16 protein-coding genes are annotated in these 15,270 nt (G+C 73.4%); 9 read left to right on the top strand and 7 right to left on the bottom strand.

All coding sequences use genetic code 11. The features are described 5' to 3' along the window. The first annotated feature begins 220 nt into the window (after positions 1-220). Both OIE75_RS03205 and glgX read left to right on the top strand, forming a co-directional pair. Positions 221-727: a pep a2 gene (locus OIE75_RS03205; protein ID WP_307009447.1), complete on the top strand. Its 507-nt coding sequence runs from the start codon at positions 221-223 to the stop codon at positions 725-727. Beyond that, positions 724-2,871, top strand: a complete 2,148-nt coding sequence (glgX, locus tag OIE75_RS03200) for a glycogen debranching protein GlgX (protein ID WP_329469414.1) — start codon at positions 724-726, stop codon at positions 2,869-2,871. The genes OIE75_RS03205 and glgX overlap by 4 nt, the downstream gene beginning before the upstream one ends. 10 nt (positions 2,872-2,881) lie before the next feature. Here glgX and OIE75_RS03195 read toward each other — a convergent pair whose 3' ends face one another. Next, positions 2,882-3,685, bottom strand: a complete 804-nt coding sequence (locus OIE75_RS03195; protein WP_307009443.1) for a VOC family protein — start codon at positions 3,683-3,685, stop codon at positions 2,882-2,884. On the opposite strand from OIE75_RS03195, the gene OIE75_RS03190 reads away from it, so the two are divergent. Together OIE75_RS03190 and OIE75_RS03185 are read left to right on the top strand one after the other, a co-directional pair. After that, positions 3,677-3,910: a hypothetical protein gene (locus OIE75_RS03190; protein WP_307009441.1), complete on the top strand. Its 234-nt coding sequence runs from the start codon at positions 3,677-3,679 to the stop codon at positions 3,908-3,910. The genes OIE75_RS03195 and OIE75_RS03190 overlap by 9 nt on opposite strands. Before the next feature lie 2 nt (positions 3,911-3,912). After that, a complete protein-coding gene (locus tag OIE75_RS03185; protein WP_307009440.1) occupies positions 3,913-4,233 on the top strand; it encodes an ANTAR domain-containing protein in 321 nt (106 codons plus the stop codon). A gap of 6 nt (positions 4,234-4,239) precedes the next feature. Here the strand turns inward: OIE75_RS03185 and OIE75_RS03180 are convergent, their stop codons facing one another. Next, complete coding sequence (locus OIE75_RS03180; RefSeq protein WP_064726236.1) at positions 4,240-5,031, bottom strand: SigB/SigF/SigG family RNA polymerase sigma factor; 792 nt, start codon at positions 5,029-5,031, stop codon at positions 4,240-4,242. 301 nt (positions 5,032-5,332) lie between these two features. On the opposite strand from OIE75_RS03180, the gene OIE75_RS03175 reads away from it, so the two are divergent. Next, positions 5,333-5,857, top strand: a complete 525-nt coding sequence (locus OIE75_RS03175; protein WP_329469413.1) for a hypothetical protein — start codon at positions 5,333-5,335, stop codon at positions 5,855-5,857. Between the two features lie 33 nt (positions 5,858-5,890). On the opposite strand, the gene hemC is transcribed toward OIE75_RS03175, so the two are convergent. The 4 genes from hemC to OIE75_RS03155 form a co-directional block, all read right to left on the bottom strand. Then, on the bottom strand, positions 5,891-6,826 hold the full coding sequence (gene hemC / locus OIE75_RS03170; protein ID WP_329469412.1) for a hydroxymethylbilane synthase: 936 nt from the start codon (positions 6,824-6,826) through the stop codon (positions 5,891-5,893). 101 nt (positions 6,827-6,927) lie between these two features. Then, positions 6,928-7,704, bottom strand: a complete 777-nt coding sequence (locus OIE75_RS03165) for an NPP1 family protein (protein ID WP_329469410.1) — start codon at positions 7,702-7,704, stop codon at positions 6,928-6,930. 140 nt (positions 7,705-7,844) lie between these two features. Beyond that, positions 7,845-8,825 carry an ATP-dependent DNA ligase gene (locus tag OIE75_RS03160; RefSeq protein WP_329469408.1) on the bottom strand — a complete coding sequence of 327 codons (981 nt, stop codon included), beginning with the start codon at positions 8,823-8,825 and terminating at the stop codon, positions 7,845-7,847. A 97-nt stretch (positions 8,826-8,922) separates the two neighbouring features. Next, positions 8,923-10,377 (bottom strand): MFS transporter, encoded by a 1,455-nt coding sequence (locus OIE75_RS03155; protein ID WP_329469406.1) that lies wholly within the window; start codon positions 10,375-10,377, stop codon positions 8,923-8,925. A gap of 230 nt (positions 10,378-10,607) precedes the next feature. Between OIE75_RS03155 and OIE75_RS03150 the strand changes: the two genes are divergently transcribed. From OIE75_RS03150 to OIE75_RS03135, 4 genes are all read left to right on the top strand, one after another. After that, positions 10,608-11,264, top strand: a complete 657-nt coding sequence (locus OIE75_RS03150) for a TetR/AcrR family transcriptional regulator (RefSeq protein ID WP_307017704.1) — start codon at positions 10,608-10,610, stop codon at positions 11,262-11,264. Positions 11,265-11,333: 69 nt separating this feature from the next. After that, positions 11,334-11,714, top strand: coding sequence for a DoxX family protein (locus OIE75_RS03145; RefSeq protein ID WP_307009429.1), 381 nt, complete (start codon positions 11,334-11,336; stop codon positions 11,712-11,714). Next, positions 11,711-12,178: a peroxiredoxin gene (locus OIE75_RS03140; protein ID WP_329469405.1), complete on the top strand. Its 468-nt coding sequence runs from the start codon at positions 11,711-11,713 to the stop codon at positions 12,176-12,178. Before OIE75_RS03145 ends, OIE75_RS03140 begins: the two co-directional genes overlap by 4 nt. 60 nt (positions 12,179-12,238) lie before the next feature. Beyond that, on the top strand, positions 12,239-14,581 hold the full coding sequence (locus OIE75_RS03135) for an ATP-binding SpoIIE family protein phosphatase (protein ID WP_329469403.1): 2,343 nt from the start codon (positions 12,239-12,241) through the stop codon (positions 14,579-14,581). 41 nt (positions 14,582-14,622) lie between these two features. On the opposite strand, the gene OIE75_RS03130 is transcribed toward OIE75_RS03135, so the two are convergent. Beyond that, positions 14,623-15,240 (bottom strand): DNA polymerase ligase N-terminal domain-containing protein, encoded by a 618-nt coding sequence (locus OIE75_RS03130; protein WP_329469402.1) that lies wholly within the window; start codon positions 15,238-15,240, stop codon positions 14,623-14,625. Positions 15,241-15,270 lie beyond the last annotated feature (30 nt).

Here is a 15,270-nt window from a genome sequence, read left to right as displayed (position 1 = left end):
TGGTGACGCGCCGTCTTGTTGGATCTTCAACTTTTCCTTCGCTCGTCGGCGCCCCGCTTTCCCCCCGTTTGCCGGGATTCGGCCCTCGTGTTGCACGAATGGACTACCGCTCTCACTCTGGAGTGACTCAGAAGCGATCAGCGCTCACGCTTCGTGATCGGGGAGCCCGTCCCCCAAGGGACGGGAGGAGCGGGAGCCTTCGCGGTGAGGAGCCACGACGATGAAGACCGCAGTGCCCTGCTACTACCACCTCGACGTGGAAGTGAGCCCGGAACGGGTCGGACAGGTCAGGCGCATCCTGGCCGCTCACCTCCGGTTCTGGAACCTGGAGAACCTCGTCGACCCCGTCTGTTCGGGTGCCGAGATGCTGCTTCGGGCGATCGACGAGCACGCGAGCGACAAGAACACGTCGATCGAGATGTGGTGGAACCACCAGCACCTCATCACGGCCGTAGCGGGCAACGACCACGCCCTCCGTCCCGACCAGGACCTGCGCACCTGCCTCCAGCACCTCGCCGCGAACAGCGACGGCTGGGGCTGCTGCGCCACCGACACCGGGGCGAAGGTCATCTGGTTCTCCCGGCGCGCCCGGTCCGCCGAACGCGTCCCGCTGGTGGCCACGTCACCCGAGCCGATCACCCAGGAGGGCCTGGAGGTGCCGCGCGAGGTCATGCCGGTGGCCCGGCTGGCCCGCCCGGCGGCCGGCGTACTGGAGGAGGCCCGGTGACCCGCGAGAGGCCGAACTGGAAGGGATCGCCCGTGTGGAGCGGGCTTCCCTACCCGCTGGGCGCCGTCTTCGACGGACAGGGCACCAACTTCGCGCTGTTCAGCGAGGTCGCCGAACGGGTCGACCTGGTGCTCGTCGACGACGACGGCACCCACAGCACGATCGCACTGCCCGAGGTCGACGGCTTCGTCTGGCACTGCTACCTGCCCGGCGTCGGCCCGGGGCAGCGGTACGGCTACCGGGTCCACGGTCCGTGGGACCCGGCGGTCGGACACCGCTGCAACTCCGCGAAGCTCCTCCTCGACCCCTACACCCGCGCGGTGGACGGGCAGGTGGACAACCACGCCTCCCTCTTCGAGCGGGCGCAGGGCAGGGCCGACCCGGGCGACAGCGCAGGGCACACCATGCTCGGCGTCGTCACCGACCCCTTCTTCGACTGGGGCGACGACCGCCCGCCCAGGCGCCGGTACGCGGAGTCCGTGATCTACGAGGCGCACGTCCGCGGGCTCAGCCGCACCCACCCCGACGTCCCGCCGGAACTGCGCGGCACCTACGCCGGGCTGGCGCACCCGGCGGTCGTGGAGCACCTGACGTCCCTCGGTGTGACCGCCGTGGAGCTGATGCCGGTGCACCAGTTCGTGCACGACGGGGTGCTCCAGGACCGGGGCCTGTCCAACTACTGGGGCTACAACACCATCGGCTTCTTCGCGCCCCACAACGGCTACGCCGCCCACGGCACCCGCGGCCAGCAGGTCACCGAGTTCAAGTCGATGGTCAAGACGCTGCACGAGGCCGGCCTCGAAGTGATCCTCGACGTGGTCTACAACCACACCGCCGAGGGCAACGAGCAGGGCCCCAGCCTCTCCTTCCGGGGCATCGACAACGCCTCGTACTACCGCCTGGTGGACGGCGACTGGCAGCACTACTACGACACCACCGGCACCGGCAACAGCCTGCTGATGCGGCACCCCTACGTCCTCCAGCTCATCATGGACTCGCTGCGCTACTGGGTGACCGAGATGCACGTCGACGGTTTTCGCTTCGACCTCGCGGCCACCCTGGCCCGGCAGTTCCACGAGGTGGACCGGCTGTCGGCGTTCTTCGACCTCATCCAGCAGGACCCGGTGATCAGCCGTGTCAAACTGATCGCCGAGCCCTGGGACGTCGGCGAGGGCGGCTACCAGGTCGGCAACTTCCCGTCGCTGTGGTCGGAGTGGAACGGCAAGTACCGGGACGCCGTACGGGACTTCTGGCGCTCCGAGGAACACACCCTCGGCGAGTTCGCCTCCCGGCTGACCGGGTCGTCCGACCTGTACCAGCACAGCCGGCGCCGCCCTCGCGCCAGCGTCAACTTCGTCACCGCGCACGACGGGTTCACCCTGCGCGACCTCGTCTCCTACAACGACAAGCACAACGAGGCCAACGGCGAGGACAACCAGGACGGCGAGAGCCACAACCGGTCCTGGAACTGCGGCGCCGAGGGCGCGACCAAGGACCCGGCCGTCCGGGAACTCCGCGGCCGTCAGCAGCGCAACTTCCTCGCCACGCTGCTGTTCTCCCAGGGCATTCCGATGCTCTGCCACGGCGACGAGATGGGCCGCACCCAGCGCGGCAACAACAACGCCTACTGCCAGGACAACGAGATCTCCTGGATCGACTGGCGGCTGGACGACGAGCAGCGCGCCCTCCTGGACTTCTCCCGGCGGGTCATCGCGCTGCGCGCCGACCACCCCGTGCTGCGCCGGCGCCGGTTCTTCCTCGGCGACACGGTCACCCGCGCGGACCAGCCGCTGCCCGACCTGGTGTGGCTGCTGCCGGACGCCACGGAGATGACCGACGCCGACTGGCAGCGCTCCGACGCGCACGCCGTCGGGGTCTTCCTCAACGGCGACGCCATCGCCGAACCCGACCCGTGCGGACGGCCGGTTGTCGACGACTCGTTCCTGCTGCTGTTCAACAGCCACTGGGAGGCCGCCGACTTCCGGCTGCCCGGCGCGGCCTACGGAGAGCGCTGGACGGCCCTGGTCGACACCGCCGACCCCGAGGGTGTCCCCGACGAGGCGGAGCACAAGGCGGCCACGGTGGTGACCGTCGAGCAGCGCAGTCTGGTGCTGCTCTCCCGGCCGTCCCGCACCGGCCGGTGAGCCGGTGAGGTCAGCTGTCGAGGCGGCGCGCGGTCACCGTGAACTGCGCGCCGTCGGCGTCCCGGAGCACGCCCTCGTCGCCGCTCAGGGAGAGCACGCTGCCGCCGTGCAGCTCCGCCGCCCGGGCGCACGCCCCGACGTCGTCCACCGCGAAGTGGATCTGCCAGTGCGGCCGCACGGCCGGGTCCGGGGCCGCCTCCAGGGCGCCGGACTCGATCCGGGCCACGACGTCGCCCTGATGGCGCAGGACCACCTCGTCGCCCTCGTAACGGACCTCGCAGCAGCCCTCGCCCGACGCCCAGTCGAAGATCTCGCCGTAGAAGATGGCGGCGTCGAAGGCGTCACGCGTGTGCAGCCGGATGAACGCGGGGCGCGACATGCGCCAGGCGTCCCACTCGGTGAACAGCTCGCCCTCCCAGATCCCGAAGGTCGCGCCGTCCCGGTCGGCGAGCAGCGCCGCCCGCCCGGGCGGCAGGGAGATCGGCCCGACCGCGGCGGTCCCGCCGCGCTCCTGCGCCCGCGACACGGCCTCGTCCGCGCTGCGCACGGCGAAGTACGGCGTCCACGCCACCGCCATCTGCCACATCGCGGCCACCGCGGCGATCCCGGCGACCGGCACCTCGTCGGCCAGCGCGATGCGGAAGGGCTCGCCCAGCTTGCCGGGCCGCCACTGCCAGCCCAGCACGGCGGAGTAGAACTCCTCGGTGGCCTTCAGGTCACGGCTGGTGAGACTCACCCAGCAGGGCGCCCCGTACACGGAGTGCGTGGACATCAGGCTGTCCGCGCCGGCGGGGCAGGTCATGTCATGGTTCATGGCAGTCGCGTCCTGGTCTCGTCCACCGGCAGCCACCGGCTCCACACCAGTGTCCGGCCGGGAGTGCGGCGGGCGCCTGCCGAGTACCCCGGCGGCGACGCCGAAACGGTGGCGCGGGCGCCCCGTACGGCCCAGTGGCGGGACGCCCCGGGGGTCGCGACCATGGAGGCGGCGCAGCGGTCCCGCGCGGCACAGGCGGCGGTGACCCGCCGGATCCGGAGGTGACCATGTCCACGGACACGGGCTCGGACCAGGTCTTCCAGCTGCAGGAGCAGGTCCGGCAGCTGAAGGAGGCGGTCGTCTCGCACGCCGTCGTGGACCAGGCCATCGGGATGATCGTCGTCCTGGGCCGGGTGGCCCCCGACCAGGGGTGGATCATCCTGCGCGAGGTCTCCCAGCACACGAACGTCAAACTCCGCGACGTCGCGGAGACGATCCTCGTCTGGGGGCGCACCGGAGTGATGCCGCCACGGATACGGGCCGCGCTGGAGGACACCCTGGACCGGCAAGGCCCAGCCCGTGTTCCCGGCGCCCCGCCGGAGCGCTGATACCCCTCAGCGGGCCTCCGTCAGGATCTCCTCGCGGATCCGGTCGAAGCAGCCCGTGAGCAGCCGGGAGACGTGCATCTGCGAGATGCCGAGCTGCTGCGCGATGCGGCTCTGCGTCATCCCGCCGAAGAAGCGCAGGTAGAGGATGGTGCGCTCGCGCTCGGGCAGCGCCTCCAGGCACGGCCGGACGGCCACCCGGTCCACCACCGCGTCGAACGCCGGATCGGGACCGCCGAGCGCGTCCCCGAGGGCGTACCCGTCGGTGCCGGGCATCTCCGCCTCCAGCGACAGGGCGGTGAAGCACTCCAGGGCCTCCATGCCGGTGCGGACCTCGACCACGGTCAGCTGCGCGTGCTCGGCGATCTCGTCCACCGTCGGCGCCCGCCCCGGCGTCGTCTGCGCCAGCTCCTTGGCCGAGCGGCGCACCCGGTTGCGCAGGTCCTGGATCCGCCGCGGCACGTGCAGGGTCCACATGTGGTCGCGGAAGTGCCGCTTGATCTCGCCGGTCACGGTCGGCACGGCGTACGCCTCGAAGGCGTGGCCGCGTTCCGGGTCGTAGTGGTCGACGGCCTTGACCAGCCCGAGGGCCGCCACCTGGTAGAGGTCCTCCAGATTCTCGCCGCGGCCCCGGAATCGCACGGCGATCCGCTCCGCCATCGGGAGCCAGCTCCGGATCAGTTCGTCCCGCAGCGCCTGGCGCTCGGGTCCCTCGGGCAGCCCGGCGAGCCGGTCGAACGCCGCGGCGGTGTCGGGGGCGTCGTCGTGCGGGTGGGGCTTGGTACGGCCGGCGACACGCATCACGCGCACCTCCCTCGGCAGGGGTGCTGGCAAGTCCTCGTACATATGGATACTGAGCGCGATTGGGCCGAACGGCCACTCGAACGGCCGCGGGCCGGTGATCGGCACGGCGGACGGGCCGGAAGTGATGTGCGGCACGCTCCCCGTGATCGTCCGGCGCGGGCCCCGGCGGATCCTTCCTGGGCAGCGCTTGATCATCGATCAAAAGGCACGAAATCCCTGGCCACAGCGCATTCCGCTCATTTGACAGTGCACTGAGCGCACAGATAGGAAGCAGCGTCGAGAGGTCGAGAGGGGCACCGTGTACGAGCCGAACGTGGTCGGGGACTGGCAGGAGTACGACGAGCACGCCGGCCTGCGGGTCCGCGTCCACCGTCTTGAGCCGGCCGAGCCGCCGCGTGGGCGCGACGACGCCGCCGAGGGGCTGACGTACTTCTGTGTCCGGGTGACCGTCGAGAACCGGGGCGCCCGGCACCTCGGCATCCACCTGGAGGACGGCCAGATCGACGTGCGGATCGGTCCCGACGGTGAGAGCGCCTTCCTCGACTGGCGCAACTCCCAGTTCATCGAGGGCTTCGACGTCTACCCGCTGCGCCGGGCCACCGCCGTGCTCTACGCGGCCGGCCCGGAGGCGGGTCTCGGGCAGGTGGACGTCCAGGTCCAACTGCGGGTGGACGAGGAGTGGGCCGACCGCCGGCTGTGGAGCGGCGGACTCGGACTGCCCGACGGAGCCGCCGGGGCGGCCCCGGGCGCGGTGCGGGGCGAGGAGCTGGCGCACCAGGTGAGCGCCTTCCTGCGGGGACAGGCGGAGGAGGGCTCCGCCTGATCCGCCGGGCGGGCGCGGCCGGGCCGCGGCGCCTCAGTGCGCGATGCCGTCGATGATCTCGCGGGCGCCCTGACGCAGCAGCGCCACGGCGACCGAGGTGCCCAGGGTGGCCGGGTCGAGCCGGCCGGCCCACTCGTGGGCGTTCAGCCGCGTCTTGCCGTCCGGCGTGAACACGCAGGCCCGCAGCGAGAGTTCCCCGCTCCGGTCCACGCGGGCGTACCCGGCGATCGGGCTGTTGCAGTGCCCCTGGAGAACGTGCAGGAACATGCGCTCCGCCGTCGCCTCCCGGTGCGTCCGCGGATGCCCGAGGCCGCTGACCGCGTCGATCAGCGCGGTGTCGTCCTCGCGGCACTGGAGGGCGAGGATGCCCGCGCCGATCGGCGGCATCATCGTCTCGGGGGAGAGGACCTCGCTGACCACGTCCCGGCGGCCGATGCGCTCCAGGCCGGAGACCGCGAGCAGCAGCGCGTCCGCCTCACCGGCGGCGAGCTTCGCCAGCCGCCGGTTGGCGTTGCCCCGGAACGGCACGCACCGCAGCTGCGGGTGGGTGGCGGCCAGCTGCGCGACGCGGCGCACCGAGGAGGTGCCGACCCGGGTACCGGCCGGCAGCTCGTCCAGGGTGAGCCCCTCCGGGTGGACGAGGGCGTCCCTGATGTCGTCGCGCTCCAGGAAGGCGGCGAACACCGTGCCGGCGGGCAGTGGCCGGTCGGCGGGCACGTCCTTGACGCAGTGCACGGCGAGATCGGCCTCGCCCGACAGCAGGGCGGCGTCCACCTCCTTGGTGAACGCGCCCTTGCCCTCCACCAGCGACAGGTCGCCGAGCCACTTGTCTCCGGTGGTCTTCACCGGGACGACCTCGGTGCGCACGCCGGGGTGGAGGGCCGCCAGCTCCGCCCGGACGCGCTCGACCTGAGCGAGGGCCATGGGGGAGTCGCGCGAGACGATACGGATCAGTTCGGGGTCGGACATGCGGACACGATAGTGCTCACCGGGGTGCCCGGGTCGCGTGGTTCGCCCGACCGGCCGGGTGTCGTCCGTCTCCCCGGGGGTCCCGTCCGGGCGTCCGGCCGTCAGGCGTTCGGGTCGAAGGGGATGCCGGAGGGCTTGGCGGCCGCCAGGTGGGAGGCGAAGCTGCCGTCCTTCAGGCCGAAGTTGGCGCTGCCGAAGTCGTGGGAGGCCAACTTGTCGCGCACGCCCGCCGGATAGCCGTTCCAGCCGACCAGCGCCGGGTACTGCCAGCCGCCCTTGTGGTTCTCCGGCGGCTCGTCGCCCGCGTTCGCCAGGCGGAAGCAGTGGGTGCTGATGCCGTCCTTGTGGTAGACGATCTTCGGGTGGGTGCCGTCGAAGCGGACCGCCGAACGCGCGTGCACGCTGAACGACCCGTGGTTGGAGGTCGAGACGTACTGCACCGCGCCGTCCCGCACCCACACCACCACGTGCTCCCAGTCGTGCCGGTGGCCGCCGAGGCTGCTGCCGGGCAGTGCCTGGTCCTTCTCGAAGTACAGGCCGTACATGTAGGCGCACCACCCGTTGTTGCACTTGGCGCGCGAGTAGCCGTTGGTGTTGTCCAGGTCGGCGGCGTCCCGGCAGTTGCCGCCCAGCGCGCCGGTCGGGTTGAGCCCGCCGTTGACCGTCCCGTCGGCGCCGATGGCCGGCGTGGGGTAGCAGCCGTCGGTGTCGTAGTCGTAGGCCGGCTGGTACGTCTGCTCCAGGCCGTCCGCGTTGGCGGGCAGTCCGGGCGGCGGGGCGGCGAACGCGCTCGTGGGGAAGGCGACGACGAGGGCGAGGGCACCGAGCGGTGCGGTGAGCCATCTCAGGCGACGGGGGGTGGCGGTACGCGAGGGCATCGCGTTCTCCTCTGCGGGCGCAGCCCAACGGCTGTGGGGGGAAGGGGCGTTCAGGGTCCCGTCTTTTCACTCCCGCGCCAAGGGCGCCCGGGCGTCACCGCGGTGAAGCGCTGCCCAATGGATGATGCTCCGTCACGCTTTCATCCCGGGTCGTCCGGAATGTCGGCCGCCGACTCCTCGGGCGCCAGGTCCGGGCGGAGCCTGAGCCAGGACGGCTGGCGCAGCATGCCGTCCCGCGTGCGGGTGCTGTAGCGGACCTCGCCGACCAGCCGGGGGACGACCCAGCGCGCTCCCGGCACCACCGGCACCGGGTCGAAGGGGCAGACGTCCGTGGCCGCCGCCCCGAGCAGGGCCGCCAGTTCGGCACGCTCGGCCGCGCTCCAGCCGGTGCCGACGCCGCCGACGTAGCGCAGCCGGCCCCCGGCGCGCTGGCCGACCAGGAGGGCGCCGGGCAGGCCCGTGAGGCGTCCCCTGCCGGGCAGCCAGCCGCCGACCACGACGTCCTCGCTGCGCATGTTGCGGATCTTGATCCAGGCGCGGGAGCGGACCCCCGGTTCGTACACCGAGTCCAGCCGCTTGCACACCAGCCCCTCCAGGCCGTGCTCGCGGGTGGCGCGCAGGGCCTGTGCGCCGTGGCCGACCAGCGCGGCGGGGGTGGACCAGGCGGGACCGGCGAGGCCGAGGTCCGTCAGCCGCTCGCGGCGGCCGGTGTAGGGCAGGCGCAGCAGGGACTCGCCCGCCAGGTGCAGCGCGTCGAACAGCACCAGGTGGACGGGGACCTTGGCCGCCCGGCGCGCCGCCCGCGCGGGGGCGTGCGCGAGGCCCATCCGGGACTGGAGCAACTGGAAGTCGGCGCGGCCCTGTTCGTCCAGGGCCAGCACCTCGCCGTCCAGGACCGCGGGGGTGGCGCCGAGGGCGGTGGCGAGCGGTGCCAGTTCGGGATAGGCGGCGGTGATGTCGTGGCCGGAGCGGGCGCGCAGCAGCAGGCTGCCGTCGCCGGGCAGGTAGACCACCACCCGCTGGCCGTCCTGCTTCGTCTCGTAGGCCCAGCGCCCGTCCAGCGCGGCGGGCGGCAGGACGCCGGGGGTGGCGAGCATGGGCGGGATCTGCGGCAGCTCCACGGGTCAGTTCTCGACGCGCCGGGCCGCCGTCACGCGCCCCGCCCGCCAGGTTCGCCTGAACGGCGCCGGTCCCAGGGAGGGACCGGCGCCGTCGCCGTCAGTGGGCGGACGCGGCCCGCGCCGCGGCACCGTCGGCCGTTGCCGGGTGTGCCACCCCGGCGGAGGGGCGGTGGCGCGGGATGAACGAGGCGAGCGCGAAGGCGAGCACGGCGGCGCCCGCGCCGATGCCCATGACCACCTTGAACGCGTTCTCGGAGGGCAGGGCGAAGCCGCCGACGGTGACCGTCATCTGGGCCAGGATCACGCCGGCGATGGCGCTGGCCACCGAGGTGCCGATGGACCGCATGAGCGTGTTGAGGCTGTTCGCGGCGGCCGTCTCGCCGGCCGGCACCGCACCCATGATCAGCGCCGGCATGGCGCCGTAGGTGAAGCCGATGCCCGCGCCGATGACGCAGGAGACCAGCACCAGGTGCCAGACCTCGGACATCAGCACGATGTTGAGCCCGTAGCCGCCCGCGACGATCAGGGCGCCGATCATCAGGGTCACCTTGGGGCCCCGGGACTTGGAGACCTTCGCGGAGACCGGGGCGAACGCCATCATCACCAGCCCGGACGGCGCCATCACGAGGCCCGCGGTCAGCAGGGACCGGCCCAGACCGTAACCGGTGGCCTCGGGCAACTGGAGGAGCTGCGGAAGCACCAGGGACATCGCGAACATGGAGAAGCCGACTGCTATCGACGCCAGGTTGGTGAACAGCACCTGGCGTCGGGCGGTGGTGCGCAGGTCGACCAGCGGCCGCGGGGTGCGCAGTTCCCACCGGCCCCACACCAGCAGGATCACCACGGCCGCCGCGAACAGGCCGAGGGTGGTGCCGCTGCTCCAGCCCCAGTCGGCGCCCTTGGAGATCGCCAGCAGCAGGCAGACCAGACCGGCCGCCATGCCGATGGCGCCGGGCACGTCGAAGCGGCCGCCGGTGCGCACCGCCGACTCCGGCACCAGGGCCAGTACCAGCACCAGGGCGACGGCGCCGAGCGCGCCGGAGACCCAGAACAGCATGTGCCAGTCGAGGTTGTCCGCGATCAGCGCGGCGGCGGGCAGGCCGAGCGCGCCGCCCACCCCGAGCGAGGCGCTCATCAGGGCCGTGGCGCCGGCCAGCCGCTCGGCGGGCAGTTCGTCGCGCATGATGCTGATGCCCAGCGGGATCACGGCGGCGGAGAGCCCCTGCATGGCACGCCCGACGACCATCGGGACCAGGGTGTCGCTCAGTCCGCAGATCGCCGACCCGGCGATCAGCAGCACCAGGCTGAGCAGCAGCATGCGCCGCTTGCCCGCCATGTCGCCGAGCCGCCCGACGACCGGGGTGGCCACCGCGGCGGCGAGCAGCGTGGCGGTCACCGCCCAGGCCGCGTCCGAGGCGGGCGCGTCCAGCAGTCCGGGCAGCTCCGGGACGATCGGGATGACCAGCGTCTGCATCAGCGAGACGACGATGCCGGCCAGCGCCAGCACCGCCACCACGGCGTTCGGCCGCGGTGCGGCGGGGGAAGCGGGCATGGACGAGCCTTTCGGGTGATGAGCGCGAGAGTCTGAGTGCGAAGGTTTAAGTCAGTCGCTTGAAGTATCGTACGAGTTGGGGAGAGGGCACGCCCGTCCGGGTCGCGCGACGGCCCGGCGCCGGCGCCCCGTAGGCTTCCGTGAGAAGGCGCCGCATGGCGGCGGACCTGCGACGACTCGAGGGACCGGTCGCCGCCGGCCGTAAGAAGAGTCCCGGCGCGGTGGTGAGCATGGCGGGCAGGACGGTCCGGACGGAACAGGTCAGCGCGACCCGGCAGCTGATCCTGACCACCGCCGAGCGGCTGTTCGCCGAGCACGGCGTCTACGCCGTCTCCAACCGGCAGGTCAGCGAGGCCGCGGGCCAGGGCAACAACGCCGCCGTCGGCTACCACTTCGGCACCAAGTCCGACCTCGTCCGCGCGGTGGCCAAGCGCCACTCGGTCCGCGTCGAGGAGCTGCGGGCCCGCCAGCTCGCCGTCCTCGGCGACTCGACGGACCTGCGCGACTGGGTGGACTGCCTGGTCCGGCCGCAGTTCGACCATCTTGCGGCGCTGGACGGCCCCACCTGGTACGCGCGGTTCTGCGCCCAGGTCATGACCGACCCGGCGCTGCGGGAGATCATGGTCGAGGAGTCCCGAGCGTCCCCCTCGCTGCGCGAGATCGTCGCCGGACGCAACCGCTGCATGCCCGCCCTGCCGGACGAGGTCCGCGCCGAGCGGGGCGACATGGCGCGCCATCTCATCGTGCACGTGGCGGCCGAGCGGGAACGCGCCCTCGCCGAGGGGCGCCCCACGCCGCGGGCCGGCTGGCAGGAGGCCGCCGACGGGCTGGTCGACGCGATCGTCGGCATGTGGCTGGCGCCCGTCACGCCCCGGGGCGGGGCATGACGGGCGCGGCCTCGTTGCCGGTCCTTACCGTCGAGTAATATCGCGCGGCAGGCCCCCAGAGGAGGAACCGTGTCCCGGTCCGAACGCTCGCCCCTGCTGCTCGCCGGCCTGCTGGCCACCGCGGGCGCCGCGCATTTCGCCCAGCCCCGCACGTTCGACGCGATCGTCCCGCGCTCCCTGCCCGGCTCGCCCCGGGCGTGGACGTACGCCAGTGGCGTCGCCGAACTCGCGCTGGCCGCCGGTGTCGCCCTCCCGCGCACCCGAAAGGCGGCCGCGCTGACCGCGGCCGCCTTCTTCGTCGGGGTGTTCCCCGCCAACGCCAAGATGGCCTGGGACTGGCGGCACCGCCCCGCACCCCTGAGGGCCGCCGCCTACGGCCGGCTGCCCGTGCAGGTGCCGCTGGTGCTGTGGGCCCGCAGCGTCGCCAAGGGCAGCGAGGGCCGGTCATGAGCCGTACGCCCGCCGTCGGCGACACCGTCGAGGACTTCACCCTGCCCGACGAGACCGGCACCCCGTGCCGCCTGTCCGAACTGCTCGCCGACGGCCCGGTCGTCCTGTTCTTCTATCCGGCCGCCCTGACCGCCGGCTGCACCGCGGAAGCCTGTCACTTCCGCGATCTCGCCGCCGAGTTCGCGGCCGTCGGCGCCCGCCCCGTCGGCGTCAGCGGCGACACCGTCGAGAAGCAGCAGGAATTCACCGGACGCCACACCCTCGGCATGCCGCTGCTCTCCGACACCGACGGCCGGGTCCGCGAGCAGTTCGGGGTGAAGCGGGGGTTCAGCATGGCCCCGACCAAGCGGGTCACCTTCGTGATCGGCCGGGACCGCACCCTGCTGGAGGTCGTGCGCAGCGAGATCAGGATGAACACGCACGCCGACCGCGCCCTGGCCGCCCTCCGGGCGCACGGGGCCTGACGGGGCCGGGCACATCCCGTTCCGGTTGATACCACTCCGTCCAGGGATGATCCTGGACGGATGGAGGAAGTCTCCGCCGCGATGACCGTCGACGCCCGCGGAAGGGTGACGGGGTGGAGCGACGGCGCGCGGCGGCTCACGGGGTACCGGGCCGACGAGGTCGTGGGACGTGCCGCGCGGGAGCTGCTCGCACGGGGCGCACTCCCCGGCACCCTGTCCGGCACCGCCGAGATCCGGCACCGGGACGGCGGCACGGTGCTCCTGCGGCTGCGCTCCTGCCCGCTGCTGGGCGCCGACGGCGTACCGCTCGGCCACGCCGTGACCGCCGCCCCCGAGGGCCCGGGGTACGGCCTGATCGAGGAGGCCGTCCAGCAGGCGTCCCCGTCGATGGCCGTCCTCGACCGCGAGCTGCGCTTCCTGCACGCCAACGACACCGCGTGCCGCATGATGGGCCGGCCCGCCGAAGAGCTGATCGGCCGCAGCCTCCCCGAGACGCTGGCCCGGACCGGGACCGGCCGGGGGGCCTTCCTGCACCAACTGCGGCTCGCCGCCGAGCGCGGCCGGCCCGTCCAGTACGAGAGCTACTCGCAGGCCCCCGCCGGCTCCCGCCCGCACGCCTGGACCGTCGAGATCTGGCCGGTCCACGACGCGTCCGGCGCGCTCGCCGCCGTCGCCGTGGCCGCGCTGGAGAGCACCGAGCAGCATCGGGCGCGGGAGCGGCTGGCGCTGCTGAACGCCGCCGGCGCGGTCGGCAGCACCCTCGACGTCGTGCGTACCGCCGAGGAACTCGTCGGCCTGCTCGTGCCGCGGTTCGCCGGATTCGCCACCGTCGCCCTGCTCGACTGGACCCTCGGCACCGACGAGCCCGTCGCGGTGGCCACCGAGGACGGTGAACTGCGCCGGGTGGCCCACGCCTCCGCGACCGAGGGCTTCCCCACCCCCGGCGTGCACCTGGGCGGAAACGAGGTCTACCCGCCCTACGCCCCGCCCGCCCGCGCGATGCGGGAGGGCCGCGTCGTCCTCAGCGGGCCCGGCGACCCCGACTTCGACCGCTGGATGCGGATGCGTGCGGCCGAGACCCCGCACAACCGGCCGTTCCGCGAAGCCGTCTGCTCGCTCCTGTCCGTCCCGCTGCGGGCCCGCGGCACCACACTGGGCGTGGCCGTCGCCGCCCGGACCGTGCCCAGGGAGCCGTACGCCGGCGAGGACGCCGTACTGGCCGAGGAACTGGTCGGCCGGGCCGCCGTCTCCGTGGACAACGCCCGCCGCTTCGCCCGCGAACGCGCCACCGCCCTGGCGATCCAGCGCAGCCTGCTGCCCCGGGGCCTGCCCGGCCAGGCGGCGGTCGAGGTGGCCCACCGCTATCTCCCCACCGCGTCGGCAGCCGGCATCGGCGGCGACTGGTTCGACGTGATCCCGCTGTCCGGCACCCGTGTCGGCCTCGTCGTCGGCGACGTCGTGGGCCACGGCATCCCGTCCACGGCGACCATGGGCCGCCTGTGCACGGCCGTCCGCACCCTCGCCGACGTCGACCTGCCGCCCGACGAACTCCTCACCCACCTCGACGACCTCGTGACCCACCTCGCGGCCGTCCGCGAGACGGACGACGGCGGCGAGGTCGCCGAACTGGGCGCCACCTGCCTCTACGCCGTCTACGACCCCGTCTCCCGCCGCCTGGCCCTCGCGGCCGCCGGCCACCCCGCGCCCGCGATCCTGCTGCCCGACGGCACCGTGCGGCTCGTCCCCGTGAGCGCCGGACCGCCGCTCGGCGTCGGCGGGCTGCCCTTCGAGGCGACCGAGCTGGAACTGCCCGAGGGCTCCGTGGTCGCCCTCTACACCGACGGCCTGGTCGAGGACCGGGAACGCGACCGCGACGTCGACCACGCCACGGAAGAACTGTGCCGAGCCCTGGCCGCGCCCGCGCACTCCCTCGACGCCCTGTGCGACGGCGTGCTCAAGGCCGTGCTGCCCGAGGAGCCCGCCGACGACGTCGCGCTGCTGCTGGCGCGCACCCGGGCCCTGGGCGAGGACCGGATCCGCACCTGGGACGTCCACCCCGACCCCGCCCACGTCGCGGCGACCCGGCGGTCCGTCATCGAGCAGTTGACGGAGTGGGGGCTGGACGAGACGGCCTTCGTCACCGAACTCGTCGTCAGCGAACTGGTCACCAACGCCATCCGCTACGGCGAACCGCCCATCCAGCTGCGCCTCATCCGCCACACCGCGCTCATCTGCGAGGTCTCCGACGCCAGTTCCACCTCGCCCCACCTGCGCCGGGCCCACGCCTACGACGAGGGCGGCCGGGGCCTGCTGCTGGTCGCCCAGCTCACCCAGCGCTGGGGCAGCCGGCAGACGGACACCGGCAAGACCATCTGGGCCGAACAGCCCCTGCCCGCGCGGTGACCCGCCCGGCAGCCGCCCCGGCGGCCGGAACCCGCCACCGCCTACCCGGCCTCGGCCGCGACCCGGGCCAGCGTGCGGCCGGTGCGCGCGGACCGGGCCCGCCGGGGATCCGGGGCGCCGCGCCCGCGCCCGCCGCCGGCCGTGCGCACCAGGAGCCACGCCACCTCCCCGTCGCCCGCGCCACCGTCCGGCCCGCCGCGGAACCGGGTCAGCGCGTACTCCCCGCGCAGCTTCGTGCCGTGCAGCCGGAACCTGGCGTGCCCCCGCTCCAGTGACTCGGCGAAGTCGACCGGCCGGCCCCGGCGGTCGTGGCTGAGCGGCTCGTAGTCGCCGCGGTCCCACACGATGACCGTGCCGCCCCCGTACTCGCCCGCCGGGATCACGCCCTCGAACTCCTCGTACTCCAGCGGGTGGTCCTCGGTCGGCACCGCGAGCCGTTTGTCGCTCGGATCCGCCGGCGGGCCCTTCGGTACCGACCAGGACTTGAGTACGTCGCCCACCTGCAGCCGGAAGTCGAAGTGCAGCGTGCTCGCGTCGTGGATCTGCACGACGAAGCGCGGCCGCCCGTCCCCGGCGGCCGCTCCGCGCCCCGCGGGCTCACCGGTCCGGCCGAAGTCCCGTCTGCCGCGGTAGTCCCGCAGCCCGTTCGCGTCGCCCACCTGCCGCTCCTTCCCGGGAGACCGTCGCCG

Origin of the sequence: Streptomyces sp. NBC_01723, from assembly GCF_036246005.1 — a bacterium.
Lineage (GTDB): Bacteria > Actinomycetota > Actinomycetes > Streptomycetales > Streptomycetaceae > Streptomyces.
Note: the sequence above shows the minus strand (reverse complement) of the source record. Positions and strands in the feature narration are given on the sequence as shown.